This window comes from Virgibacillus sp. JSM 102003 (assembly GCF_041949995.1).
GTDB lineage: Bacteria > Bacillota > Bacilli > Bacillales > Amphibacillaceae > Lentibacillus.
On record NZ_JBHFQH010000008.1, the window covers coordinates 41,100 to 64,715 of the forward strand.

Here is a 23,616-nt window from a genome sequence, read left to right on the forward strand (position 1 = left end):
ATGAATGGTTTTAATGCTTTTATGGAACGATACTTTATGCCAGTTGCTGGGAAATTAGCAGAGCAACGGCATTTAAAGGCGGTACGGGATGGGATTATCGCAACTATGCCATTGTTAATTATCGGCAGTATTTTTCTGATCATTTCTTCTCCACCAGTGGAATCATGGTCAGAATTCATGGCACCGTATGCTCCGTCACTTAGTATACCTGTAAATGCTACGTTTGGACTGCTTGGTCTGGTAGCAGTATTTTCAATAGCCTTTAGTCTTGCTAAAAGCTATAAAATGGATGAGTTATCAGCAGGTGTTCTCAGTCTGGCGGCCTTTTTTGTTGCGACACCGCTTACTGAAGAAGGGAATATACCGCTAAATTTGATGGGCAGCGAGGGCCTGTTTATTGCCATTGTTTTAGCAATTTTTACTGTTGAAGTTTACCGTTTTTTTGAAGTGAGAAACATAGTTATCCGGATGCCTGATGGGGTTCCACCTTCAGTCTGGCGCGCATTTACTGCACTAATTCCAGGTGCTGCAATTATCTTTATCGTTTGGGGAGTAGATTTGATTTTAAGATCCTCATTTGAATTATCATTGCACGGCATAGTAAGTGCTGTTCTGCGTCAACCTCTAGAAGCAATGGGGGGCAGTTTATGGGGAGCTATGGTAGCAATCATCCTAATTCATCTGCTGTGGTCATTTGGTATTCATGGAATTTCAGTTGTTGCCAGTGTTATGGCACCAATTTGGTACAGTCTAACTGAACAAAATGTGGCAGCACAGCAAGCAGGAGAAGCATTACCACACATTGTGGGACAGCCATTTATGGCGATTTGGTGGGCTGTAGGTGGTTCAGGTATGGCACTTGCACTAACTATTTTGTTTGTATGGCGAGCGCGGTCAAAACACTTAAAAGGATTAGGACGAGGTTCCATTTGGGCTAGTTTTTTCAATATTAGTGAGCCTATTGTATTCGGGGCGCCAATTGTGATGAACCCACTACTGTTCATACCATTTATTATGGCACCATTAGCAGTCGGGGTAATAACGTACTTTTCCATGTCTCTTGGCTTTGTAGGCAAACCTTATGTCATTGTTCCATGGACAACACCACCACCGTTTTCAGGTATTTTGACAACTGGTGATTGGCGCGGTGGAGTGCTAATGATGGCTAACCTTGTAGTTGCGATACTAATTTACTATCCGTTCTTCCGTTTATATGATAAACAGCTAGTAGAAGAAGAATTAGTAAAAGAACAAAATGATCAAGTAGCTGCGTCCAAGGATGAAGAATAAGGAGAAATTACTGATGGAAAAGTCCCCCACGAGGTTAATTATTAATGCTGATGATTTTGGTTTTACACCTGGGGTATCTTGCGGCATTTTATATGCCCATAAGTATGGTATGTTAACAAGTACAACAGCAATGGTTAATACAGAATTTTCAAAGCAGAGTTTAGAAGAAGCGAAAAGATACCCGAATCTTGGAATTGGCTTGCATCTCGTACTAGATGCTGGCCAGCCAATTTTTTCATCTAATAGCAGTTTAACTGATCATGCTGGTAATTTTTTAAAAGGAAAAGAATTGATGGAATCTGCTAAAAAGGAGGATATAAAGAATGAACTAAAAGCCCAACTTGAAATACTGTATAGATGGTATGGGGATGTGACCCACATAGACAGCCATCATCATATGCATCTTCATATCCCGAATGCATTGGAAGCAGTACTGGAAGTTGCGAAAAGCTATCAGATTCCTGTGCGGACATTCACAGGGTCGGAACAAACAGGTAGCGTTCCTACTACGGATTTTCTTTATTATGATTTTTATGGTGAAGAAAATGTCTCTATAGACTACCTATTAAATATTTTCTCGAATTTGCAGCCTGGAACTACAGAAATTATGTGTCATCCTGCATTTTTGGACTCATGGTTGAATAGGGCATCAAGTTATAATTTTACTAGAATGAAAGAATTAGAAATATTAGTAGACAACAGGATTAAAGATTGGTTGCAAAATCACTCGATACATCTGATCCACTATGGAGGGATATCTAAATGGACATTGAAAAATTCTCTATGAGTATCATTTTACATGCGGGAAATGCAAAAAATTATTTGCATGAAGCACTGCAGGAAGCTAGAAATGCAGCTTTTGATCAAGTTGAGTCAAAAATTAAACAAGCTTCAGATGAACTTCTAAAGGCGCATAAAGTACAAACGGAATTTATCCAGGAAGATTCAAAACAAAAATTAGAAAATTTACCGGTCTTACTTGTTCATGCGCAGGACCATTTAATGACTGTAATGTCGGAAAAGAGTCTTATTGAAGAAATGATTGAGATATACCGGAGTCAGCATGAATTGAACGAGAAAGTTGATCGTATGATTGAAGGAAAAAGCGCTAGTAAACCGAAAGAATGAATGTAAATTTGGCGTAATTTTACCAAAAATTCATTAAGGAGTGTTTCGATGAAGTTTAAGAAATTATTAATGGCAATGATGGTTTTAGTACTGATTATGTCATCTGCCCTGACAACTTCGAGTGCGAATAGTGACAAAGGCAATAATGGGAAAAGCGGTGTAATGCCTGGTGTTGAAGTGTTGCTGGAAGATAATCTGGATTGGCTGAAGGGCAAGCGTGTTGGATTAATTACTAATCCAACAGGCGTCTCCAGTAATTTAGAGAGCAGTATTGATTTATTATATAATCATCCTGATGTTAACTTAACAGCCTTGTTTGGACCAGAGCATGGTATACGCGGTAATCGTGAAGCAGGAGAATACGTTGAATCCTATATAGATGAGAAAACTGGACTACCGGTTTACAGCCTATATGGGTCAACTTGGAAACCGTCAGAAGAAATGTTGGAAGAGGTTGATGTGCTCCTGTTTGATATACAGGATATCGGTTCAAATGTTTATACGTACATTTATACACTAGGTTTTGCTATGGAAGCAGCTGCAGAATACAATAAAGAATTAATTGTATTGGACAGGCCAAATCCAATTGGCGGCACGAAAGTTGAAGGACCGCTACGTTCTGAGGATACAGTCAGCTTCATGGGCAGATTTCTCTTGCCAGTGAGACACGGTATGACTGTCGGTGAATTAGCAACAATGTGGAATCATGAGTACAGTATGGGTGTTGATCTGAAAGTATCCAAAATGAAAGGCTGGAAACGCTCAATGCATTTTGAGGATACTGGACTTCCTTGGGTTATGACATCACCTAATATACCAACCAAAGAAACAGCATATTTATATGCAGGAACTGAGTTGCTGGATGACACATCATTATCGACAGGGCTGGGTACTACCAGGCCATTTGAAATGGTAGGTGCTCCCTGGATAGACGGTGAAGGTTTGGCTGAGGAAATGAATAGCCGTGACATTAATGGAGTTACTTTTAGATCAGCGTATTTCACTCCAATGTTTGGAAAATATGAAGGAGAACTCGTTGGTGGCGTACAAGTACACATTGATAATCCGTCTGAAATAGACTTGGTTTCTTTAGGAATAAACCTTGTTGATGCTATACGTGATCAGGATCCAGAAAAGTTTGAGATGACTTCCAGTTATGCAAACCTAATTGGAGATCCTGATGTACCAGACATGATCATGAATGATATGCCGGTTGATGAAGTGATCGCGTCTTGGGAAGAGGAGTTAAATACATGGGTTTCAGAGGTTCGTAACCAATATTTATTATATAATCCATATCCGAGTGGTTCTAATCCATATAAAGAAGAGGGAAACTTGGGTATTTTACCCTTGGATTTAACCGCCTCAACTGACCAAAGTGTTGAATTAGAATTAAAGGGATTTGATAAAAATGGAGAAGAACTAGAGATTGATCCTGCGTTAGTAGATTGGACCGTTTCAAATGATATTGGTTATGTAGAAAATGGTAAATTCCATGCTGAAAATAAAGGACAAGGTCAGATAACAGCAGAATTTAATGACTATACAGCTAGTAGAGATGTTAGAGTTTCACCTACATTTATAGAAAATATCCGGTACGGAATCCATTCAAATTATTCTAGGATTGTTCTTGATTTAAATAAGACTGTTGACAACTATGAAATTACAGAAAGTGAAGGATTGTTACAGCTGGAAATACCGTATGGGGAAATTAATGGTGATCTGAATGAAAAAGGAGGCACTGTTATGGTTGATGATAGTCCGGTGTTGACCTCTATTGATTACCATACGGAAGATGACAAGTTCGTTGCATCATTTAACTTAATAGAAGATGATGTTGAATATGAAACGCCAGAGTTTTCTTCAAGAATTGTTGTGGATCTTCAACACTAGCTAGTGATCACAATAGTGGGAGTCACTCCAAAAAATGGGGTGACTTTCTATGTTTTTTTCTACAAAATAATCATGCTTTTTCTCCTTATTGGGACGAGGAACCTGACCCTCCGTCCCGTTGAATTGCTTTTCTTGCCAATTTATCTGCGTAGTTATTTTTATCAGGTATCCACTTGATAAAAAAGTAGGGGAAGTTACTTGAAGCAACTCTTATTTTTTCAAGTAAGGGGAGAAAGGTTTTGTTTTTCGTGAAGTCTTTTTCAATTGCGTCTACTACAAGCTTTGAGTCCGATCGAAATGACAGTATTTCATCCGGAAAATTCTCCTGGCAAATTTCTAATGCTTTCAACACAGCATGAAATTCTGCTTCATGGTTGGACATCTCTCCCAATGGAAATGAATATTCGTATATTTTTCCGTTTGCTTTTATGTAAACTCCAGCACCACTAATTCCCGGATTGCCACTTGATGCCCCATCTGTGTATACATTAATCAATGCTTTTGTCCCCTTTTTTAGCAAGTATGTAATGGAATTATAACAGTTTGGAGTATAGTTTTCCTAAAGTACCAAATTTATATAAATAGGTGTAAAGAACTATTAAAAACCATGACTATATACACGATAATACAATTAACAACATAAATCGTACGAAAGGGCAAAATCGTTGAAAAGCGGTGACGCAAAACTACAGGGGCTAAAGTCGAATGACAATGCTTGCCAGATATCGAATACGACCTCCGTCGATTTATGGTATTGCAAGGAGGAATATGTTTGAAGAAATTTTACTATCGTGGTAGGTTTTTTTGGCATCAATTAAGACTGCGGGAATTATCAACTATTGTCTCCGATTGTCTTGATGAGGGATTTAAACATGAACTTAAAAAGAAAATTAATTACCATGAAGAAGCAGCAATGAACTACATAGTGAAAAACGAAAAAAGCGCCTGAATGGTGCTTTTTTCGTTTTAATCGCTAGCATTTCTTATGAGGTTAAAGATAGCCTCTATTACCCAATTCAATAATAATATTAGGTATACATAACTATTTATCCAAAAATTAAAACAATTCTAATTAATCATGAAATTAGTAATCTATTAATCTATAATTAAACTATCAAATCAAATAGGAGGTATAATATTGAAGAAAAGGTATATTGTTCCTGTTGTTCTGTCATCGGCACTATTAGTTGGCTCGGTCACAGTGAGTGACGTGTTAGCTAAACCGCAAGATTCCAGTTTTAGTAGTGTACAAGAAGAGAAGACGTGGAATGCAAAAGCCAATGTCCCGATATTCGTTAAGGAGAAAGTCGCAAAAAAGTTTTCCGCCAGCAATGCCTCAAATGCGGTTAACTTCCTGAAGCAAAATGTGAATAAGATTGGGATTAAGAATCCGGAGGAAAGCTTAAAGGTAAAAGATATTCAAAAAGACGATTTTGGAATGACACACATTCGTTTTAACCAAACGAAAAGTGGAGTGCCTGTAGAAGGTACTGAAGTAATTGTTCACTTTAATGAGAAAAATGAGGTTGTTGCAGTAAATGGCAACCTTAATAAAGTAGTTCAAGATAATGTGATTAACACCAATCCTTCCGTTGACACCAGTGAAGCTCTTCAACAAGCTAAGTCATCCGTGAATGCTCCAGAAAAACTAGCGTATAAACCTACCTCTAATCTCGTTATTTATTCATTCGAAGGAGAAAGCAATCTTGCCTATAAAATTAATGTTAATTTCCTGGGAGAAGAACCTGGCAACTGGTTTGTATTCGTTGATGCCAAATCGGGTGATGTCATTGATAAGTATAATGCGTTATTGCACGCCAATGATATTAAAAAGAAGGCGCATATAGGGGTAGGCGAAGGAGTACATGGTGAAAAGCGACAGCTTCACACAACGATGGAAATACAACCTGATGAAAGTACTACCTTTAAATTATATGATGAATCGCATGAAAACCTAGAAGGTATTTACACATACGATTATAACACCGGAGATATTTTTGAAAACAAGAGTGAGTCTTGGATGGATGAGTACCAAACCCCGGCCGTAGATGCACATTATAATTCAGAAACTGTATACGATTATTATCTGAATGAACATGACCGTAACTCCCTTGATGGCAATGGAATGCCTATCGTATCTTATGTTCATTTTGGTAACAATTATAATAATGCGTTTTGGAATGGACGTCAGATGACCTATGGTGACGGGGATGGTGAGTTCATGGTACCACTTTCGGCAGGACTTGATGTTGCTGCCCATGAAATGACACACGGTGTGATAAGTCATACTGCAAATTTACGATATCGTAATCAATCGGGAGCATTGAATGAGTCATTTGCTGATGTGTTTGGGGCCCTTATCGATGAAGATGATTGGGAATTGGGTGAAGACATTATGGCGCCAGCTTCCATTGAAGAGGGAAGAGTTGCATTACGCAGCTTAAGTAATCCGGACCAGTTTGCAGTATCTGAAGCAAGAGCGCCATACGGTGACGGAATGTATCCTGAGCATATGGATGAATTCTACGACATGCCAATTTGGGTAGATAATGGTGGTGTTCACGTTAACTCGTCCATCACAAATCACGCTGCATACCTAATAGGTCAGCAAATTGGCAAGGATAAACTTGGGCATATTTACTATCGTGCATTAACCACCTACTTGACACCTAATTCTGATTTTAGTATTGCACGGTCTGCTATCGTACAGTCAGCGGTAGATATTTATGGTGAAGGGAGTGTGGAAGCTGAAGAGGTTGCTAGTGGATTTGACCAGGTAGGAATTTATTAGTAGATTATTAAAAGCTTGCAGGGCATTGTAGTCTTGCAAGCTTTTTAAGTGAATCTTTAACGAAAAGGAGTAATTATTTTCATCCCTATTCATTCCGGTATTTAGTATTTCACATGACATTCATTAATCTATATGTAATAATGAAAGTGTTGAAATATGCAACAAGTGAGGGATGGAAGATGATAAAAACACTCCTGATTGCTCCGTATCAAGGTCTGGCAGAAACGGCTAAAAAAGTGGATTCACCTGAAGATATTGACTTGGATGTGACTATAGCTAACCTTGAGGAAGGTGTGAAGGTTGCGAAATTAGCAGAACAACAAGGGTATGAGCTAATCATCAGTCGTGGTGGAACAGCCACGATGATTCAGGATGAAGTTTCAATACCTGTTGTGCATATCGATATAACTGGCTATGATATGCTGCGTGTCTTTACTCTCATTCGTGGTATCAAAAAAGGGGTTGCGCTCGTTGGCTACGCGAATATTTCTCAAGGGGCAGCAACTATATGCAATATTTTAGAATTTGATGTAAAGATGATCACAATTAAATCCAGAACTGAAGTGAGAGGTCACTTGGAGGAACTAAAGCACCAAGGTTTCGCAGTGGTGATTGGTGATGTTATTACTGTTGAGGTTGCTGAGCAGGTTGGATTGCGCGGGGTTCTGATTACGTCCGGAAAAGAAGCCGTTACAGATGCTTTTGAAGAAGGAATAAGAGTATATAACTTCTTTCGCAGGGTAAACAGCCAATTCTATTATTTTCAGGAAACTTTCAATTCGATGCCTTTCCCGGTTATATTACTGAATGAAAATGCTGAAGTAATTGAGAAGAATTTAAAGTATGAACAAGAGAACCAGTGTCATGAGATACTAGATTCACCTGTTATTTCGAAGGTGATAAAGAGGGTACTGGAAAATGAAACAAATCAGTGGACTGAAGTTGAAGGTGAAAATACTGTATACGAATTACAAGGCTTTCTGGTAAGTAAGTCAGAAGGTATCATAGGGATAACTGTTCATTCCTCACAGGTGAAATCTGATAATAGAGCAGTTAGACTTATTGGTGCCCCAGTGCATGTCCCGATTATTGGAGAGAGTGACGAAGCAAAGCGTTTACGAAATAGTATTCAGCAATTTGTAAGCGCGGATGAAATGCTGTGTATCATCGGCGAGCCGGGAACAGGGAAATATACGGTTGCCCAAGAATTACATTTTGAAAAATTTGGCCAGGGGTCTCCTATGGTTGTTTTAGAGGGTGGCCACTTAACAAGTGAAGATAATGTACAAGAAAAGCTTGCAGCTATAAAGTACGGTACAGTTATTATAAAAGACGTTGAAGCACTGTCTGCAAAAATGCAGGATACCATTAAAAACTTATTGCGTAATATACCAGATACTATGCAAGTTATTGTACTAGCTAATGAATCGCTTGATCAACTTGTGCAAAACAGTGCATATGATGAAGAGCTCTATCAGAAGATTTCGGATCATGTCATTCACCTTTCACCGTTAAGGGAGAGAAAAGAAGATATTGGAGCTTTTGTTGATTATTTCTTAGCTGAATTTCATGCTGAAAACGGCTTTGAAACAATCGGGATGAAACAAGATGCAATTGAATATCTTTTGCAGTTTGAATGGTTAGGAAATCTTACTCAATTAAAAAAAGTAATCAGAGAATTGAGCAGGATGACGACGGCAAATTTTATAGAACTTTTCCATGTAAAAGAATTGATGAGTAAATACAAACAAATGTTGACGTCTAATGATAAAAAGCTGTCGCTTAACGGAACCTTAGAAGAAATAGAACAACAGGTGATCAGACTGGTATTAGAAGAAGAAGGGAACAATCAATCAAAAGCGGCTAAAAGGCTGAATATTAATCGTTCAACTTTATGGCGGAAATTGAAGCAGTAAGGGGAATCCTAGATAGGGTTCTCTTTTTTTATATTATGTTTAAAAATGCAACAATATATTAAAGTATTTTTTGGTGAAAAAGAAAATAGATAAAATATGTTGCATTTTATATCATGATATCTTATCATAAAATATGAAAACGCTTTACTTTATATTTTGTGTTTAATTATTAAACAATATACTATGAGGGGGATAAACATGAGAATTAAAGCATCGATAGAAAAAGTTCCTGGAGGTATGATGGTAGTACCGTTATTGCTTGCTGCAACACTTAATACTATCGCGCCTGATTTACTAAGGATTGGTAACTTCACACAGGCATTATTCGTAGATGGGGCAGGCACACTTATTGCACTATTCCTATTATGTACAGGAGCACAAATTAATTTGAAAAATGTCGGGGTCAGCCTTGGTAAAGGTGCTACATTACTGACGACCAAATGGATAGTAGGTGCAACATTCGGACTTATTGCATATATGTTAGCTGGAGAAAATGGTCTTTGGTTAGGTTTAGCGCCGATTGCGATTATTGCTGCAATGACTAACAGTAATGGCGGCTTGTATGTGGCGCTGGTTGGTCAATATGGTGATAAAACAGACCGTGCTGCATATTCGTTGCTTGCGTTAAATGATGGTCCATTCTTTACAATGGTAGCATTATCTATTTTCGGTGCTATGGGATTCGTTGACGGGCTGTTTTCATTCGTTTCATTTATCGCGGTATTATTACCAATAATTGTTGGTATGGTATTAGGTAATTTAGATGAAGAAATGAGAGAGTTCTTTGATAAAGGAAGTTCCATGTTAATTCCGTTCTTCGCCTTTGCATTAGGTATGGGAATTGACTTTGGCGCAATTATTGATGGTGGATTGTCAGGTATTATTCTTGGATTGGCAACTGTATTCTTAACTGGTACAGCAGGGTACTTCATCTTCAAAGCATTTAAGTGGAATCCGATTGCTGGTGCTTCAGAGGGTTCAACAGCAGGTAACGCAGTAGCAACACCAGCAGCAATTGCAGCTGCCAGCGCAAGCTTTGCATCACACGTTGACCTTGCTACAGTGCAGGTGGCAGCATCAACTGTTACAACAGCGATTCTGCTTCCAGTATATATCGGCTTTCTTGTGAAGCGGTTAGACAAAAAAGGTGTTAAAGTACCAGACGACTATGTAGTTGAATAATATAAATCTGTTAATAAATGAGGAATCAACATGAAACACATTATAGGTATTATTGCAGACGATTTAACTGGAGCAAATGATAGTGGCGTGCAGCTCACAGAAAAAGGGATCAATACTTCCGTTCTTTTTGATATCCCGAAAGATCAGAATAACCTTGATAGCGGAGTTGTCATCGATACAAATTCACGTGCGTTGTCTAAGGATGAAGCGGCTTATGTGACGAAGCAGGCTGGTCAGTTTTTAAAACAGGAAGGTTATTTATCTATTTATAAAAAAATGGATTCTACCCTAAGGGGGCATATTGGAACCGAGCTGCAGGCCCTGTATGATGTATTTAAACCGGAGTTTGTATTTATTGCTCCGGCTTTTCCTCCGCTTGGCAGAACAACGAAAGAGGGAGTTCACTACGTCAACGGTGAGAAAATAGCTGAAACAGAAATATCAAAAGACCCGAAGCATCCTGTGACGGAATCATCCATTCCTGCGCTTTTGCAAAATGAAATTGGACAACCGGTGGGCCTGCTTGAAAAAGTAGATATTGAAGCAGATCTGTCTGATTTTCAGGAAAAAGTTAATAGCTTTAAGGAAAATGAGGTAAGCTATGTTGTTTGTGATGCAGAAACACAGAAGGATTTACAAAAAGCAGCTCAAAAAATGGTTGCTGTTTCCGAACGGGTTATTTGGTCCGGTTCTGCAGGTCTAGCAGAGGTCCTTCCTGAAGTACTTGGAATCAGTGAGGAGGCAGGTGAACGATCTTTTGCCAAATCCAATCGTGTCATGACAGTTTGCGGAAGTTTATCACAGGTAACCCAGAATCAAGTGCGTTATGCGGTCAACCAACCTAATGTAACAGCGGTTGAACTGGATCCCGTGCAAACTTTTGGGAATGATTGGGAAAACTTAAGACAGAATACTGTTAAAGATTTGCTTGAAGGATTAGAAAACGGGAATGATATTGTTTTGTATGTTCCTTCTAATCAGGACGTAAGGGATCAAGTTATGGAGATTGGAAAAAATCTTAATTTAACTGGCTACCAAATTGGGGAACGTATCTCTGGGGCGATCGGCGAAATCGTGGCAACAATAACTGAAAAAAATAAGGGCCTTACTGGTTTGGTGTTAACTGGTGGGGATACAGCAAAAGACACCTCGCGTCACCTAGGTGGAATAGGCTTCCGTTTAATCAAACAGGTTGAAGCAGGGATTCCATTAGGCACACTAATCGGTACAGATTCTGAATATACAGTTGTAACAAAAGCAGGAGCATTTGGAAAAGAGGATTCGATTTATAATGCGATGCAGGAATTGAAGGGAGTTTATAATAATGAGCAATAAACCAATAGTGGGTATTACGATGGGGGACGCTTCAGGAGTAGGTCCGGAGATTATTGTGAAAAGTTTACAAAGTCAGCATTTATATGATCAGTCCCACCCAATTGTAATTGGTGATGCTAAAATGCTGAAGCGCGCTGCCGAACTGCTGAATACTGAATTAACGATTAAGGAAGTAGATGGTGATTCTGATTTCACAACAAAATTTGGTGAAATTGCTTGTTATGATCTTGATTTACTTCCGGGAGAACTGCCATTTGGACAGGTTTCTGCAGAGGCCGGAAATGCAGCATTTGAATATTTAAGGACTGCAATAGAACTCGCAAACAATGGACGAATTGATGCAATTTGTACTGCACCTTTAAATAAGGAGGCATTGCATAAAGGTGGACATATTTACCCTGGCCATACAGAAATTCTGGCTGAGTTAACGGGTACGAAAGATTTTTCCATGATGCTGTCTTCCCCTAAATTAAAGGTGATTCATGTAACGACACATGTCGGTCTAATCGATGCTATTAATATGATTAATCCGGAACGTGTTTATAAAGTTATTCGATTAGCACATGAAACACTAACAAATGCTGGAGTAGACCAACCTAAAATAGGTGTGTGCGGAATCAACCCTCACGCCGGAGAAAATGGCTTATTCGGTTATGGAGAAGAGGAAGAAAAGATCATCCCAGCTATTGATCGTGCAACGGGAGAAGGAATGAATGTTGAAGGTCCACTTCCAGCTGATACGCTATTTTTTAGAGCGCAACGCGGTGACTTTGATATCGTCCTCGCCATGTATCACGACCAAGGGCATGGACCAATTAAGGTATTGGGACTTGAAGCTGGAGTGAATATCACAGTAGGTCTGCCAATTATCAGAACAAGTGTTGACCATGGAACAGCGTTTGACATCGCAGGTACAGGTATAGCAGACGAAAGAAGCATGCTGGAAGCATTGAAACAAGCAATAGAATTAGCGCCGGAGAAGTAGCTGGTGGTGGGTGCCTGTCACTTCCCGGTTTATGTCGGATAATCTATATGTTAAATTAAATAGGGGCGGTAAAAGTCGGTTGAATGACTTGTTATCGCCTTATTTTTTGTATATTGACATTGGGTTTTCAGTGATGAGTCTTGTCTGAAGTGTTAAGGTATCGTATACCTATGACATCAAAATGTAACTAGTAAACTACCTTTGCTAAATGGTATAATGTATTTGTTTTACAATAGAAGACAAGAAATCTCCACGGATAGAGGTATTTATACATGTCAGAACAAAAGCGTTTAAATAGAAACAAAAAGCCAAAACGACTGTGGCTTAAAATTAGTTTAGCGATAATTCTGGTTCTGGGGCTTGGAGTGAGTGCATATGCCTTCTCCATTTATAATGATGCCAAGGATACCGTTAATGAAAAAATTCATAAAAAAGTATCTTCCATTGATCATGAAATAGGAAAAAAGAAAATTGAGGCACAGGAACCACTGAACATACTGCTGTTAGGAGTCGATAAACGTGCAGGTGACAGTGGCCGTTCAGATGCATTGATGGTACTTTCGCTTGACCCGAAAAATAACAAGATGAAATTAATCAGTATCCCTCGCGATACGCGAACAACTATTGTTGGTGAAGGCATTAAGGATAAAATCAATCATGCCTATGCTTTTGGCGGAACAGATATGTCAATTTCTACAGTCGAAAGTATGCTGGATATAAGTTTAGACTACTATGTGCAAATGAACATGGAAGGACTAACTGAAATGGTTGGAGCTGTTGGCGGAATTACTGTTGATAATCAATTGGATTGGTATGATACAGGTTATTATAAAAAAGGCTACCACTATGCCGAAGGTGAAATTTCACTAAATGGGCCACAGGCAATGGGGTATGTCCGTATGCGGTATAAAGACCCAAATGGTGATTTTGGCAGAACAAAACGTCAACGCCAGGTTATTGAAGCCATTATTGATAAAGGTTCCAGTATCGCATCGGTAAACAAGATTGATAATATGATTGATGTTCTGGGTAAAAATATGGCAACAAACATGGACTTTGACGATATGAAGGACTTGTTATTTAATTACAAAAATGTCAGAAAGAATACAGTTAGTTACATGCTAAAAGGCAGCGGAACGAAAATCGACGGTACCTACTATTACTTAGTCCCAGACGAAGAAATAGCCAAAGTACACAAAATGATAAGTGAAGTGGGATGAGCGGGACATAGGGGACAGGAACCTTTGTCCCGCTTTTTCTGAATGTCAGTTACCACTCGCTTAAAAAACTGCCAAAAAGGGTTCAACTTATTTTCCCCAGGTAGAAATAAAGCGATTCAATTGTTTGCCGAATATATGCAAGTTAATAGTGATGAACATTGTTTAGAGGATCATGTGAAGGTTGGGTATTCCGATAGCGAAGTAAAGAATTATTTGGTAAAACTAGGCATACCAAACAGTAGTGCTCTGCAACAAATGAAAAATGAAGAGAGGAATGCGATTATTTTAGAGCTTAAAGGACTGAATGCGGTGACGATTAGGCAATTATCAAGAATAACTGGTTTATCCAAGAGTGTTATTGACCGGATTCGGTGAAATACAGTGGACTGACTGGGACAAGGAACCTGTTCCTTATGTCCCGTCAAACACTTCGCCGGCGATTCCCATTGCTTGAACTGCTTTGGGGAATCCGGTGTAGGCTGAGCAGTGGATAATAATTTCTTTGATTTCGTCTTTTGTTAGTCCGACTTTGAGAGCTGCCTGCAGGTGAACCTTGAGCTGATCAAATGCGCCTTGCGTGATTAGTGCTGTTAGCGTGATGATCTCTTTTTGAGACAGCGACAATGCTTCTCTTGAATATGTATCACCGAATCCGAATGAAACGATCATTTTCCAGAAGTCGGGTGAGATTTGCTTCATGCCTTCCATGCCTTTACGGACTTCTTCTGAAAAAAGCTCCTTCATTACATCCATTCCGGTTTCATAACGCTTACTGTCTTCCATTTTATTGCCTCCCCATGGTTGGTGGTGTTTCATTCTGATCGACTAAAACTTCCACGACAACCGGTTTTTTGGTTTCTTTTGTAGTATGTAGTGCTTGTTTGACCTGGTCTGTTAAATCAAATGAATTCTGGCAAGTGTACGCCTGTAATCCCATTGATTGAGCAAATAACGCTGCATCTAAAGGTGTTTCATAAACGCCGCCTGTTGATGAGCCGGTCATTTTTTTCATTCCTTTTTCTACCATATCTAATCTTCCATTATTTAAAACGATGAAAAGTACAGGCGAATCATAATTGTATGCTGTAGAAATTTCTGTACCGTGCATAAACATACAGCCGTCGCCTACTAAACAAACAATCGTTTTGTCAGGAGCTGCTAGTTTTGCGCCGATTGAATAGCAAATTCCATTTCCCATGGCGCCGAAAATATCATCAAAAAAGAACGTTCCGGCTTTATAAATGTTAAAGTTCTGTATTCCGTAGAACGAGTGGCTGCCATCATCTCCAAAGACAATCGCATCGTTAGGCAAAGCGTTTCTCATAGCTTTTAATGCTGTGACTGCTGACATTCGCTCATTTGGATGGTTATTTTCTAATTGCTCCGTCTTTATAGGAGTTAAAAACTCAGAACTGTCTGGTTTAGGCATATCTCTTAACAAAACGTTTAAATTAGATTGGATGTCTCCAAGAACTGGTGTGGTCGGTACATTGATAGATTTTCCGATAAATGTTGGGTCATAATCAAAATGGATAAGATGTTCTGGATACATTTCCTTTGATAGACCAGGTATGGACATATCACTGAGTTTGGATCCGATTACGATTAATAGGTCTACACCTTGATTGACATAGTCAGTCGCTTCCACTGTGCCGCCCAATCCAAATGCTCCAAGCGAAAGTTTGTGGTTGGAGAGAAATGTCCCCTTACCGCCAGGGGTTGTAATAACTGGTATTTTCCAGTGTTCAGCAAGCATCTGAACTTCTTCATATGCTCTGCTTGAATGGACACCCTTTCCTAAGAATAAGAGCGGACGTTCTGCTGCATCCAATTTTTCAACGACACTGTCAATGGCAGGTGAAATCATTTCATTTGTACTTGGTAAATCAATTTCAAACGGTTCTATCTCTTCTATTAGAATATCAAACGGGATTGATAGATGGACAGGTCCTTTGATACCTGACACGGCTTTTTCCAGAGCATGCTGGAGATAGGATTGCAGCATATCTCCTCGTTCCACCCTGGCACTGAATTTCGTTACTGATTTATACATATCATGGAGATCTGTTCCGAATATACTTGAATCCTGTCCCATAGCTTTACCTGTATCTTTCATGGATGGGTGACCTGTAATAAGAAGCAAAGGTGTATGTGTTGCTTTCGCTTGTCCAGCTGCTGTTAACAGGTTAGTACCTCCAGGACCAGAAGTTCCAAGGGCAACCCCAATCTTCTGGTTCATTATCGAGTAGCCGGCTGCCGCGAAGCCACCACCAGCCTCATGCTTGCACAATACAAACTCTATATCATATTTCCTTAATTCAAATATTATTGGGGAGATAGCTTTACCGGGAATACCAAATAGATGGTCGACTCCCCATCTTTTAAAGTTTGCAGCTAATACAGATGCAGATGTGTTCATATACCTGTTTTCCTCTCATTTTTTGACTTAATTTCTCTTTTCAATTGCAGGTAATTTTGTTCGAATACTTCAGCTGGAATAGGCTTACTGAAAAAATAACCCTGTGTTTTATCACAATAATATTGGTGCAGAAAGTCCAGCTGTGCTTTTGTTTCAACCCCTTCTGCAATTACCTTCATACTAAGATTGTGTGCTAATGTAATAATTGCTTTTACAATGACAGCATCATTATTATCCTCAGTTATTTCTCCGACAAATGATTTATCGATTTTAATATAATCGATCGGGAAGTCCTTAAGGTATTTTAGGGAGCTGTAACCAGTACCAAAATCATCAATACTAATACAAATACCAAGAGCTTTAAGCTGTTGTAATACTTTTAGGGAGTAATCATATTCCATTGCCATATATTCTGTTATTTCTACGACCAAATATTTTGGATCCAGTTCTGCTCGGTTCAGAACTCCTTCCATAAACTTGACAAGATCCTGGGTCAAAAATTGTTGTGTAGATAGATTGACAGCAATTTTTATTGGTTCCCAGCCATCCTCTTGCCATTTTTTGTTTTGGGTACATGCTTCATTTATTACCCATTCGCCAATTTTCGTAATTAGACCGCTATCCTCCGCTAACTTAATAAACTTGCCTGGATAAAGTAAACCAAACTTAGGGTGCTTCCAGCGGATTAATGCCTCCAGACCGACTATTTTTCCGGTTTTGTTATCAATTTGAGGCTGATAATGTAGTACAAATTCATTATGATCCAATGCTTTTCGCAGATCTGCTTCAAGTTGTAATTCCTCCACAGAGTCCACTAATAATTCAGATGTATAAACCGCATAACGATTTTTACCTTGTGACTTTGCTTGATACATTGCATTATCTGCATATACCATAAGCTGTTCAGGTGTGATTGGATAATCAGGATAAATTGCAATGCCAATGCTGGCAGTAGTATGTAGTTCGTTTGTTGCAACTTGAAAAGGAGCATTGAACTGGGCTAATATCTCCTCAGCCTTATTTGTAACATAACTGAAATCTTCAAAGTCCTTAAGCAGGAAAATAAATTCGTCCCCACCCATTCTGGCTAGCACGTCACTTTCCTCCAGACACTTGGATAGCCTCTTGCTCACTTCCGTTAGAAGTATGTCACCATTTGAATGGCCGAAATTATCATTGATTATTTTAAAGCGGTCAAGGTCTAAAAATAATATAGCCAGATTTCTTTTATGCCCAGATTTAATACTTTCAATTAGTGTTTCAATTTCTTTTTTAATATATCGTCTGTTTGATAGATTAGTTAAATCGTCATGGTAGGCTAAGTAATTATATTTTTCCTGCAAAGAATACCGAACAGATATATCCCTAAATTGACCAAATGCGCCAATCATTTTCTCTTCTTCATAGATTGGTTGTGCGTCGAATAAACACACAATGCGTTCCCCTTGCTGATTTGTAAATTGTATGACTTCATTTTTAAAGATTTTCTCTTGTTCAAGGACCTGTTTAAAATAATCACCTGTCAGTTGTGAATCACAGATGTTTTTTCCTATTACGGAATCTTTACTATTGTCTGAGATTTTTTGGGCAAAATCATTAAACTCAGTTGTTATCCCTTTCTCGTTTGTTATGACAATACCATTACTTGTTCTGCTTAGCATGATTTGATTCATGATATTTAGCTTTTTATTTTGCTTTCTTAGCAGGAGCTCTCTTTCAATCGAATCAACAGCCTGTGACAACATCGTTAAAAAGAGCGGATTCTGAAATTCAATCGGCATCATGATTGATACACTGCCAAGTAAATTTTTTTCATCTGTATATTCAAATGTATCGCCATAGCATGCTATATTTTGGAGGAACTTGTGGTAATGGTTTTCACCTATTAAACTTATTGGATGTTTTTGCTGTAATGTTAGACTTACAACATTTGTTCCAGTGTCTTCCTGTGTAAATTGGCTGCCTAATATAATTCCAAACTGATCTGTGGTAGCCTTTATGGATTCATCACCATCAATATCCAGGAGATAGCCATTCGCATCAGAAATAACGACTAATATTGGAGTGCCTTCTAATGAATTTAATAGTTTATTTGAAAAGAAACTTACAACAGACAAAATTTCGCTGTAGGATTTTCTTTTTTCTGCTAGTTCATTTTCGGATAAAAATACTTTTGGGCGGGACATGACATTCGGATCCATCCCTCTTTCTTCACACATTTGTTTTGATTCCGTTATAAAGTAGGGTTCTTTATTATGCATATATATCACTCCGAATTTTTTCAAAAATAACAATTCATTATAAAATAAGAGTCTTAACCTGTCAATTTCAGTAAATGCTTTTAAGTACCGGCATCAAGACTTGCAAGTTCAATCAGAATATACATCTCTCACTACTATTATCGTTTCAGCTAGGAGAAAAGTGTACTCTTATCTAAAAAATATTTATTTTTTTATGATGCCACTTTTTTCACCTGAGTTTCGATTGTATTAGTATAGAGAGTGAGTGTGCCATAACCTCTCTTCTTAACAAAGGTGTTATTTTAAATAATTGTGGAAATAATATTACAAAGGATGAGAAATTTGTAATATAAATGAAACATTTGCATATGCTATTTCGTCTAAATAGATAGAAATTAATGGAGAGGGTGTTATTGTGAAACACATTTTAATGATCAGTGTAGCTTTTACGCTACTGATCTCAGGTTGTGGTACAACAGAAGAAAACAGCAGCGGCATGGAAAAATCACCAAAAGATCATCAACAGTCACTAAGTGCGTCTGAGCAGGTTAAGTCTACTGAACTTTTAGGTGTAACTAGTGGCAGCTCCGGTGATAATGCAAAGAAAACAATTAAAAACAACACCTCTGAAAACCAAAGTCAAAATGAAGATGAATCTGATAGAGAGAAAGCTTTTTTAAAGATTCTAGACAACTATAATAATATGTTTGAAAGAATAAAGTCTGATGTAAATTATGACAAATTTAATGAAGACTATATTGGGTACAAATTTAAAACGATAAAAACAAAAGAGCAGTTATATAAACAATTTACAGATTTTATGACGAAAGATATGGCACAAACAATATGGAGTGGTTTCGTAAATGAAGGAGATGGCAGTCTGTATCTGATTCCAAGAGACCTCTATCCTATGTTTAACAAAGATGAACCTTATACTATAAAAAAATCAAACGAAACCACATATAAACTGGTTCAAAAGCACAAAAGCGAATTACACGGAATATTTGATATGGAATTTGTCTTCACCAAACAAGAAGGACAATGGAAAATAAGCAACATCGCGACATAGGGGTCAGGAACCTTGTCCCAGTTGGGTGGGAGGGACATTGGGCTCAGGAATCTTATCCCAGTACAGGATTTCCGGCTTTAGCGTGACAAGGGCCCTTTCCCTCTGGCTCTCCGCCAACTCACCACAGATAGTATGAGGCTTATGAGGGTTATTACTAGTGCGGTTCCAAAGTATGGTGGGTAGTAAATTAGCTTTACATGGTTTATTCCTTTTTCTATTGGAAAGCCAACAAATGCGTAATTAACCTTCTTAACTGCTTGCTTTTTATCGTTTACTTTTACCTCCCAGCCTTTTTCATAGGGAATTGGCAGGATCATGAGATTGTCATTATTCTGGTTGTTGTAGGTAATTGTAATGCGGTTATCTTGCCAGTTTATCTTCTTCGTTTCTGTGGCTTGTTTTTTCGCTTGTTCCAACTTTGAGTAATTTTCCTGATAAAGTGCTAGATCTTTTAAAATATAGTCTCCTTTTGGCAAGCGTATTTTGATTTTGTCTGCCTTTGCAACGCGAATGGTCAAATTATCATCATAGGTTTTGTAAACGGACTGATTGGACTTTCGTGTGGTCTTATAATCATTCACTTTTAAAGTAAATCCTTGGTCGGCTGCCAGGTTTTCAAGATGAAAACGAATATAAAAATCTTTTGTTTCTGGGTGAATTTCATCGACTAAAATATTAATTCCACCCTTGTCATCTGTAACTGAGAGCTTATTGTCATTATATGAGGCGTTCACTGTTTCAAGAGCTGCTGTATCAATTATATTCTGCTTTTTTGGTATTGCAGCGTTGTTTTTGTCCTGCACAATCGCGCCTTCCAGCATGGCATATTCTCTTGCCAATACTGAAGTATGTTTCATTTCTTGTTCCGAGAACAGCATTTTGGCTGTACGTACAAATGGTAATATATTTTTATTTTGTAATACAATGTAGTTTTCTGATTCTATTATTTTGTTGAATCCATACGGAATAGGGCTGCTATTGTCCTTTTCTCTGATCATATATTTTCCTTGAAGCAGGCTGTATAAGTTAGCGCGGTTTCCAAGGGTTGCATACCGGCTAACACTTTCCCGTCCCATGTCAATGTTTAGATCATACAGGTAAAAGTATAGCAAGTGCTTATTCAATATACTTCCATAAACACTCATCCCATTAATATTTTGTACAATAGGAGTATTATTAAAGGATCCAACTTTCCAGTCAATCCGATAGAATGGGTCAGTTTCACGGTCTTTAATCTGCTGAATAATTTGTCGCTGTTCTTCTCCATTATAATCTTCACTTCGCAAATGATTTTTGGAAACTTCATCTACTTTTCCTGGTACAGAAAGCCCGTATTGGAACACATTTGCAAAAACAATAGGAATGATTAAAAGTCCTGTATACAATAGAATAAGACGTACTCGATCTTTTCCCAATATAAACATAAAAAGCAAAAGTATCGTGATAACCATCATAGTTAAAACTGCAAAACTTAGTTCAGAAATGATGCTTATTTTTTTATCCATAAAAATAGTAAAAAGATAAACAATAGTTACAACAATGCTTGCCCTTGATAATTGCCTTTTGCTAATTTTATCTATCTCTTTTAAGCCAAAAGCTACACAAGCACCTATTGTAAAGGAAAGCAGATATTCCCAACGATATTGAGGTGCAGAAAATCCATTAAATGCGCTGGCTGCGATAGGAGTGAAGTGGAGAAGTATAAATATAATGCTCAACGCTGCAAACAGTCGAAAGGTCCGGTTCTTATATAACGAGAATAGGAAGAGTAGTATTAAAAAAAGGGCAGGGATAATCACGAATCGACTGTTAAATAAAATGTTATCCCAATTAAATAGAGGAATTTCTTGGCTATATGGAGGTCGATGATTATTCAAATAGCCATAAACAGCAGGAACAAAAGAAACCGCACTGATTCCTAAGCCGAGGACTCCGCTGACAACGTACATTTTTAATTGTCTCAGTCGGTTGGTTTCATTCTCTTCCAACTGAATTTTCCAACGAAAAATGATATAAATCAGGATAAAAATCAAGTTAACATACGCAAAGTAAAAATTGTTAAAGAGAGTGACTGCGACAGCACCAATGAACCAGCCTCCTCGTGCTTCACGAATGATTTTTTCCACAGCAAATACAAGTATTGGAACCCATAGCATTGCATCCGTAAAAAATTCCCAATAGGTTGCATGGCGAAAATAGATGGCGGATAATCCATAGATAGCAGCCCCGGTAAAAGCAGGCATCCAGTTGCATTTCATATAACGAAATAGGTAAGTTGTTATCGCAATAATAATAGCCAGCCGAACTATGCTGACAAATACAGCTGCATTCGCCCAAAATAATGTATCAGCAGGTCCGACTAACTGTGCAGCTTGCAATAAATAAACCAAAGCTGCTGTTAACATAAACATAAATGATGTGGAGAAGTAAAACGCCAATTGACTGTACGTACCGCCGCCTAAACCAAATTCATAGGAATAAAAGAAATTTCCAGTGGTATATTGCCCATACAAAAGTTTTTTAAATGTAACCATTTGCTGTAAGCCATCATTCGGCCCTACCATATATCTATCCTGAAACCATTCTGATATAAAAAATAGGTGACCCAGCGCAGCAACGATAAGGCTTGAGATTATAAGGAAAATAAGATCGCGTTTTTTGTGCATATGTATTCTCCGTTATTTCTTTAGAATTTTTCCCGTTATCAAAAATGTGAGAGGAACAGTAATAAATAGGGACACGATCGGAGCAATCGTACTATCAATAAAAAAATACTCAACAAATAAATAAATTAGTACGGATGAAAAGCTGATATTAAAAAGCTGAGTTAGCGGGAATTGCAGGAATTTTTTTAAAGACGGCTTTACCTGAAATGTGAAGTAGGAGCTAAGAAAAAAGGAAACAATTAAACTAATCGTAAACCCAATAATATGGGATGCCATATAGTTAATTCCAAGCACTAAATTAAACATCAAATAAATGCCATAATAATTTAGGGTGTTAATGATCCCCACTATTATAAATCTTATAAACTCTAGCCTGATTACGTTCACGATTTTCTCCTTTTAAAATATTTGTTTCCTGTATTAAATAATGGGGGCGTTTTTTGGTTTCATAATAGATCCTTCCAATGTACTCTCCAATTACACCAAGGCAGAGTAATTGAACTCCCCCCAGAAAAAGAACGGCAGATATAATGGTGAAGTACCCGGGTTCTGTAATACCATTAGTCATAATAAAAAGTAAGTTAATAAAAATATAAGTGAGAGACAAGAGTAAAATAAGAGCACCAGTATAAAAACAAATTCTTAGTGGTCTATTGTTAAAAGAAATGACCCCGTCAATACCATAATTCAATAACTTAGCGATTGACCATTTGGGCTTTTCGTTTTGCCGGGCTACATTTTCATAATAAATCGTTTTTTGATTTAATCCGATCCAGGAAAATAGTCCTTTTGAAAAACGGTTACCTTCATTTAAAAGCAGAAGTGCTTCGACTGCATTTCTGCTTAATAGCCTAAAGTCTCCTGCTCCATCTTTAAGTTCAACTTCTACGACTTTGTTAGCAATACAGTAATAGAGAGAGGAAAGGTATGACCGTATCCGGCTATCTCCTTTTCGATTGCGCTGGGCGATGACTTGATGGAACCCTTCCTCATATCCTTGTAAGAATGGTTTAATTAAGGAGCAAGGGTGCTGTAAATCAGCGTCCATGACAATTACGGCTTCTCCTTTAACATGCTGAAAGCCTGCAAGGAGTGCTACTTCTTTGCCAAAATTTCTTGTGAAATCGATATATTTCACATTTCGATCGATTAATTCCAGCTGTTTGATACGATTTAATGTGTCATCTGTACTTCCATCATTAATAAAAAGAAGTTCATATTCATATTTGATGCTGGCGAATTCATTAGCAATTGCCTGATAAAGAGGCTCAATGTTACTTGCTTCATTATAAGAAGGAATAATAATTGAAATGAGTTGGGAATTCATAGATGTATGCACCTGCTTTTATTATGTAGCATTTTACAGCTTAGTATGAACAATAATGGAATAATTATTATAGGGGTGGGACATCGGGGCCAGGAACCTTGTCCCAGCCCGGCGGTGGGCGGTTTTGAAACGAGGGGATAGTCCCTTTGTCTCGC

The 23,616-nt window shown here is 38.0% G+C and carries 20 protein-coding genes and 1 riboswitch; of the genes, 13 read left to right on the forward strand and 7 right to left on the reverse strand.

Going from position 1 to position 23,616, the window contains the following annotated elements; all coding sequences use genetic code 11:
• The 4 genes from celB to ACE1TG_RS10495 are packed head-to-tail and all read left to right on the forward strand — an operon-like array spanning window position 1 to window position 4,311.
• Window positions 1-1,290: a PTS cellobiose transporter subunit IIC gene (gene celB, locus ACE1TG_RS10480; protein WP_375052335.1), complete on the forward strand. Its 1,290-nt coding sequence runs from the start codon at window positions 1-3 to the stop codon at window positions 1,288-1,290.
• Between the two features lie 13 nt (window positions 1,291-1,303).
• Entirely contained in the window at window positions 1,304-2,077 is a 774-nt protein-coding gene (locus ACE1TG_RS10485; protein ID WP_375052336.1) for a carbohydrate deacetylase, read from the forward strand.
• On the forward strand, window positions 2,053-2,418 hold the full coding sequence (locus ACE1TG_RS10490; RefSeq protein ID WP_375052337.1) for a PTS lactose/cellobiose transporter subunit IIA: 366 nt from the start codon (window positions 2,053-2,055) through the stop codon (window positions 2,416-2,418). The genes ACE1TG_RS10485 and ACE1TG_RS10490 overlap by 25 nt, the downstream gene beginning before the upstream one ends.
• Before the next feature lie 48 nt (window positions 2,419-2,466).
• A complete protein-coding gene (locus tag ACE1TG_RS10495) occupies window positions 2,467-4,311 on the forward strand; it encodes an exo-beta-N-acetylmuramidase NamZ family protein (RefSeq protein ID WP_375052339.1) in 1,845 nt (614 codons plus the stop codon).
• 85 nt (window positions 4,312-4,396) lie between these two features.
• On the opposite strand, the gene ACE1TG_RS10500 is transcribed toward ACE1TG_RS10495, so the two are convergent.
• Window positions 4,397-4,807 carry an RNase H family protein gene (locus ACE1TG_RS10500; RefSeq protein WP_375052340.1) on the reverse strand — a complete coding sequence of 137 codons (411 nt, stop codon included), beginning with the start codon at window positions 4,805-4,807 and terminating at the stop codon, window positions 4,397-4,399.
• Between the two features lie 149 nt (window positions 4,808-4,956).
• Window positions 4,957-5,041, forward strand: a riboswitch (cyclic di-GMP riboswitch).
• Between the two features lie 42 nt (window positions 5,042-5,083).
• Here ACE1TG_RS10500 and ACE1TG_RS10505 point away from each other — a divergent pair.
• The 8 genes from ACE1TG_RS10505 (at window position 5,084) to ACE1TG_RS10540 (ending at window position 14,115) form a co-directional block, all read left to right on the forward strand.
• Complete coding sequence (locus ACE1TG_RS10505) at window positions 5,084-5,260, forward strand: hypothetical protein (RefSeq protein ID WP_375052341.1); 177 nt, start codon at window positions 5,084-5,086, stop codon at window positions 5,258-5,260.
• A 189-nt stretch (window positions 5,261-5,449) separates the two neighbouring features.
• Window positions 5,450-7,102, forward strand: coding sequence for a M4 family metallopeptidase (locus tag ACE1TG_RS10510; protein ID WP_375052342.1), 1,653 nt, complete (start codon window positions 5,450-5,452; stop codon window positions 7,100-7,102).
• Window positions 7,103-7,281: 179 nt separating this feature from the next.
• Window positions 7,282-9,018: a sigma-54-dependent transcriptional regulator gene (locus ACE1TG_RS10515; protein WP_375052343.1), complete on the forward strand. Its 1,737-nt coding sequence runs from the start codon at window positions 7,282-7,284 to the stop codon at window positions 9,016-9,018.
• Between the two features lie 198 nt (window positions 9,019-9,216).
• Complete coding sequence (locus ACE1TG_RS10520) at window positions 9,217-10,200, forward strand: 2-keto-3-deoxygluconate permease (protein ID WP_375052344.1); 984 nt, start codon at window positions 9,217-9,219, stop codon at window positions 10,198-10,200.
• A gap of 30 nt (window positions 10,201-10,230) precedes the next feature.
• Entirely contained in the window at window positions 10,231-11,535 is a 1,305-nt protein-coding gene (locus ACE1TG_RS10525) for a four-carbon acid sugar kinase family protein (RefSeq protein ID WP_375052345.1), read from the forward strand.
• Complete coding sequence (pdxA, locus tag ACE1TG_RS10530; RefSeq protein ID WP_375052346.1) at window positions 11,525-12,520, forward strand: 4-hydroxythreonine-4-phosphate dehydrogenase PdxA; 996 nt, start codon at window positions 11,525-11,527, stop codon at window positions 12,518-12,520. The genes ACE1TG_RS10525 and pdxA overlap by 11 nt, the downstream gene beginning before the upstream one ends.
• A gap of 272 nt (window positions 12,521-12,792) precedes the next feature.
• On the forward strand, window positions 12,793-13,740 hold the full coding sequence (locus tag ACE1TG_RS10535) for an LCP family glycopolymer transferase (RefSeq protein ID WP_375052347.1): 948 nt from the start codon (window positions 12,793-12,795) through the stop codon (window positions 13,738-13,740).
• Window positions 13,741-13,782: 42 nt separating this feature from the next.
• Window positions 13,783-14,115, forward strand: a complete 333-nt coding sequence (locus ACE1TG_RS10540; protein ID WP_375052348.1) for a hypothetical protein — start codon at window positions 13,783-13,785, stop codon at window positions 14,113-14,115.
• Between the two features lie 36 nt (window positions 14,116-14,151).
• Here ACE1TG_RS10540 and ACE1TG_RS10545 read toward each other — a convergent pair whose 3' ends face one another.
• Genes ACE1TG_RS10545 through ACE1TG_RS10555 form a run of 3 tightly spaced genes read right to left on the reverse strand, consistent with a single transcriptional unit; the run spans window position 14,152 to window position 18,420 of the window.
• Entirely contained in the window at window positions 14,152-14,523 is a 372-nt protein-coding gene (locus ACE1TG_RS10545; protein WP_375052349.1) for a carboxymuconolactone decarboxylase family protein, read from the reverse strand.
• Window position 14,524: 1 nt separating this feature from the next.
• Window positions 14,525-16,159, reverse strand: a complete 1,635-nt coding sequence (locus ACE1TG_RS10550) for a thiamine pyrophosphate-binding protein (RefSeq protein ID WP_375052350.1) — start codon at window positions 16,157-16,159, stop codon at window positions 14,525-14,527.
• Window positions 16,156-18,420 carry an EAL domain-containing protein gene (locus ACE1TG_RS10555; protein ID WP_375052351.1) on the reverse strand — a complete coding sequence of 755 codons (2,265 nt, stop codon included), beginning with the start codon at window positions 18,418-18,420 and terminating at the stop codon, window positions 16,156-16,158. Before ACE1TG_RS10555 ends, ACE1TG_RS10550 begins: the two co-directional genes overlap by 4 nt.
• Window positions 18,421-18,814: 394 nt before the next feature.
• On the opposite strand from ACE1TG_RS10555, the gene ACE1TG_RS10560 reads away from it, so the two are divergent.
• Window positions 18,815-19,468 (forward strand): hypothetical protein, encoded by a 654-nt coding sequence (locus ACE1TG_RS10560; RefSeq protein ID WP_375052352.1) that lies wholly within the window; start codon window positions 18,815-18,817, stop codon window positions 19,466-19,468.
• A 77-nt stretch (window positions 19,469-19,545) separates the two neighbouring features.
• Here the strand turns inward: ACE1TG_RS10560 and ACE1TG_RS10565 are convergent, their stop codons facing one another.
• From ACE1TG_RS10565 to ACE1TG_RS10575, 3 genes are read right to left on the reverse strand one after another with little or no spacing between them, the layout of a single operon-like run.
• Window positions 19,546-22,134, reverse strand: a complete 2,589-nt coding sequence (locus ACE1TG_RS10565; RefSeq protein WP_375052353.1) for a YfhO family protein — start codon at window positions 22,132-22,134, stop codon at window positions 19,546-19,548.
• A gap of 12 nt (window positions 22,135-22,146) precedes the next feature.
• The gene (locus ACE1TG_RS10570; RefSeq protein ID WP_375052454.1) at window positions 22,147-22,440 is read right to left on the reverse strand and encodes a GtrA family protein; all 294 of its coding nucleotides are present in this window, start codon (window positions 22,438-22,440) and stop codon (window positions 22,147-22,149) included.
• Window positions 22,441-22,468: 28 nt separating this feature from the next.
• On the reverse strand, window positions 22,469-23,461 hold the full coding sequence (locus ACE1TG_RS10575) for a glycosyltransferase family 2 protein (protein WP_375052354.1): 993 nt from the start codon (window positions 23,459-23,461) through the stop codon (window positions 22,469-22,471).
• Window positions 23,462-23,616: the final 155 nt, after the last annotated feature.

Bases quoted from the DNA above. Each gene is read 5' to 3' on its own strand.
- ACE1TG_RS10525 (WP_375052345.1), top strand. From the start codon at position 10,231: ATGAAACACATTATAGGTATTATTGCAGACGATTTAACTGGAGCAAAT.
- ACE1TG_RS10485 (WP_375052336.1), top strand. From the start codon at position 1,304: ATGGAAAAGTCCCCCACGAGGTTAATTATTAATGCTGATGATTTTGGT.
- celB (WP_375052335.1), top strand. From the start codon at position 1: ATGAATGGTTTTAATGCTTTTATGGAACGATACTTTATGCCAGTTGCT.
- ACE1TG_RS10550 (WP_375052350.1), bottom strand. From the start codon at position 16,159: ATGAACACATCTGCATCTGTATTAGCTGCAAACTTTAAAAGATGGGGA.
- ACE1TG_RS10490 (WP_375052337.1), top strand. From the start codon at position 2,053: ATGGACATTGAAAAATTCTCTATGAGTATCATTTTACATGCGGGAAAT.
- ACE1TG_RS10540 (WP_375052348.1), top strand. From the start codon at position 13,783: ATGTCAGTTACCACTCGCTTAAAAAACTGCCAAAAAGGGTTCAACTTA.
- ACE1TG_RS10515 (WP_375052343.1), top strand. From the start codon at position 7,282: ATGATAAAAACACTCCTGATTGCTCCGTATCAAGGTCTGGCAGAAACG.
- ACE1TG_RS10520 (WP_375052344.1), top strand. From the start codon at position 9,217: ATGAGAATTAAAGCATCGATAGAAAAAGTTCCTGGAGGTATGATGGTA.
- ACE1TG_RS10570 (WP_375052454.1), bottom strand. From the start codon at position 22,440: ATGTTTAATTTAGTGCTTGGAATTAACTATATGGCATCCCATATTATT.
- ACE1TG_RS10575 (WP_375052354.1), bottom strand. From the start codon at position 23,461: ATGAATTCCCAACTCATTTCAATTATTATTCCTTCTTATAATGAAGCA.
- ACE1TG_RS10535 (WP_375052347.1), top strand. From the start codon at position 12,793: ATGTCAGAACAAAAGCGTTTAAATAGAAACAAAAAGCCAAAACGACTG.
- ACE1TG_RS10555 (WP_375052351.1), bottom strand. From the start codon at position 18,420: ATGCATAATAAAGAACCCTACTTTATAACGGAATCAAAACAAATGTGT.
- pdxA (WP_375052346.1), top strand. From the start codon at position 11,525: ATGAGCAATAAACCAATAGTGGGTATTACGATGGGGGACGCTTCAGGA.
- ACE1TG_RS10565 (WP_375052353.1), bottom strand. From the start codon at position 22,134: ATGCACAAAAAACGCGATCTTATTTTCCTTATAATCTCAAGCCTTATC.
- ACE1TG_RS10495 (WP_375052339.1), top strand. From the start codon at position 2,467: ATGAAGTTTAAGAAATTATTAATGGCAATGATGGTTTTAGTACTGATT.
- ACE1TG_RS10545 (WP_375052349.1), bottom strand. From the start codon at position 14,523: ATGGAAGACAGTAAGCGTTATGAAACCGGAATGGATGTAATGAAGGAG.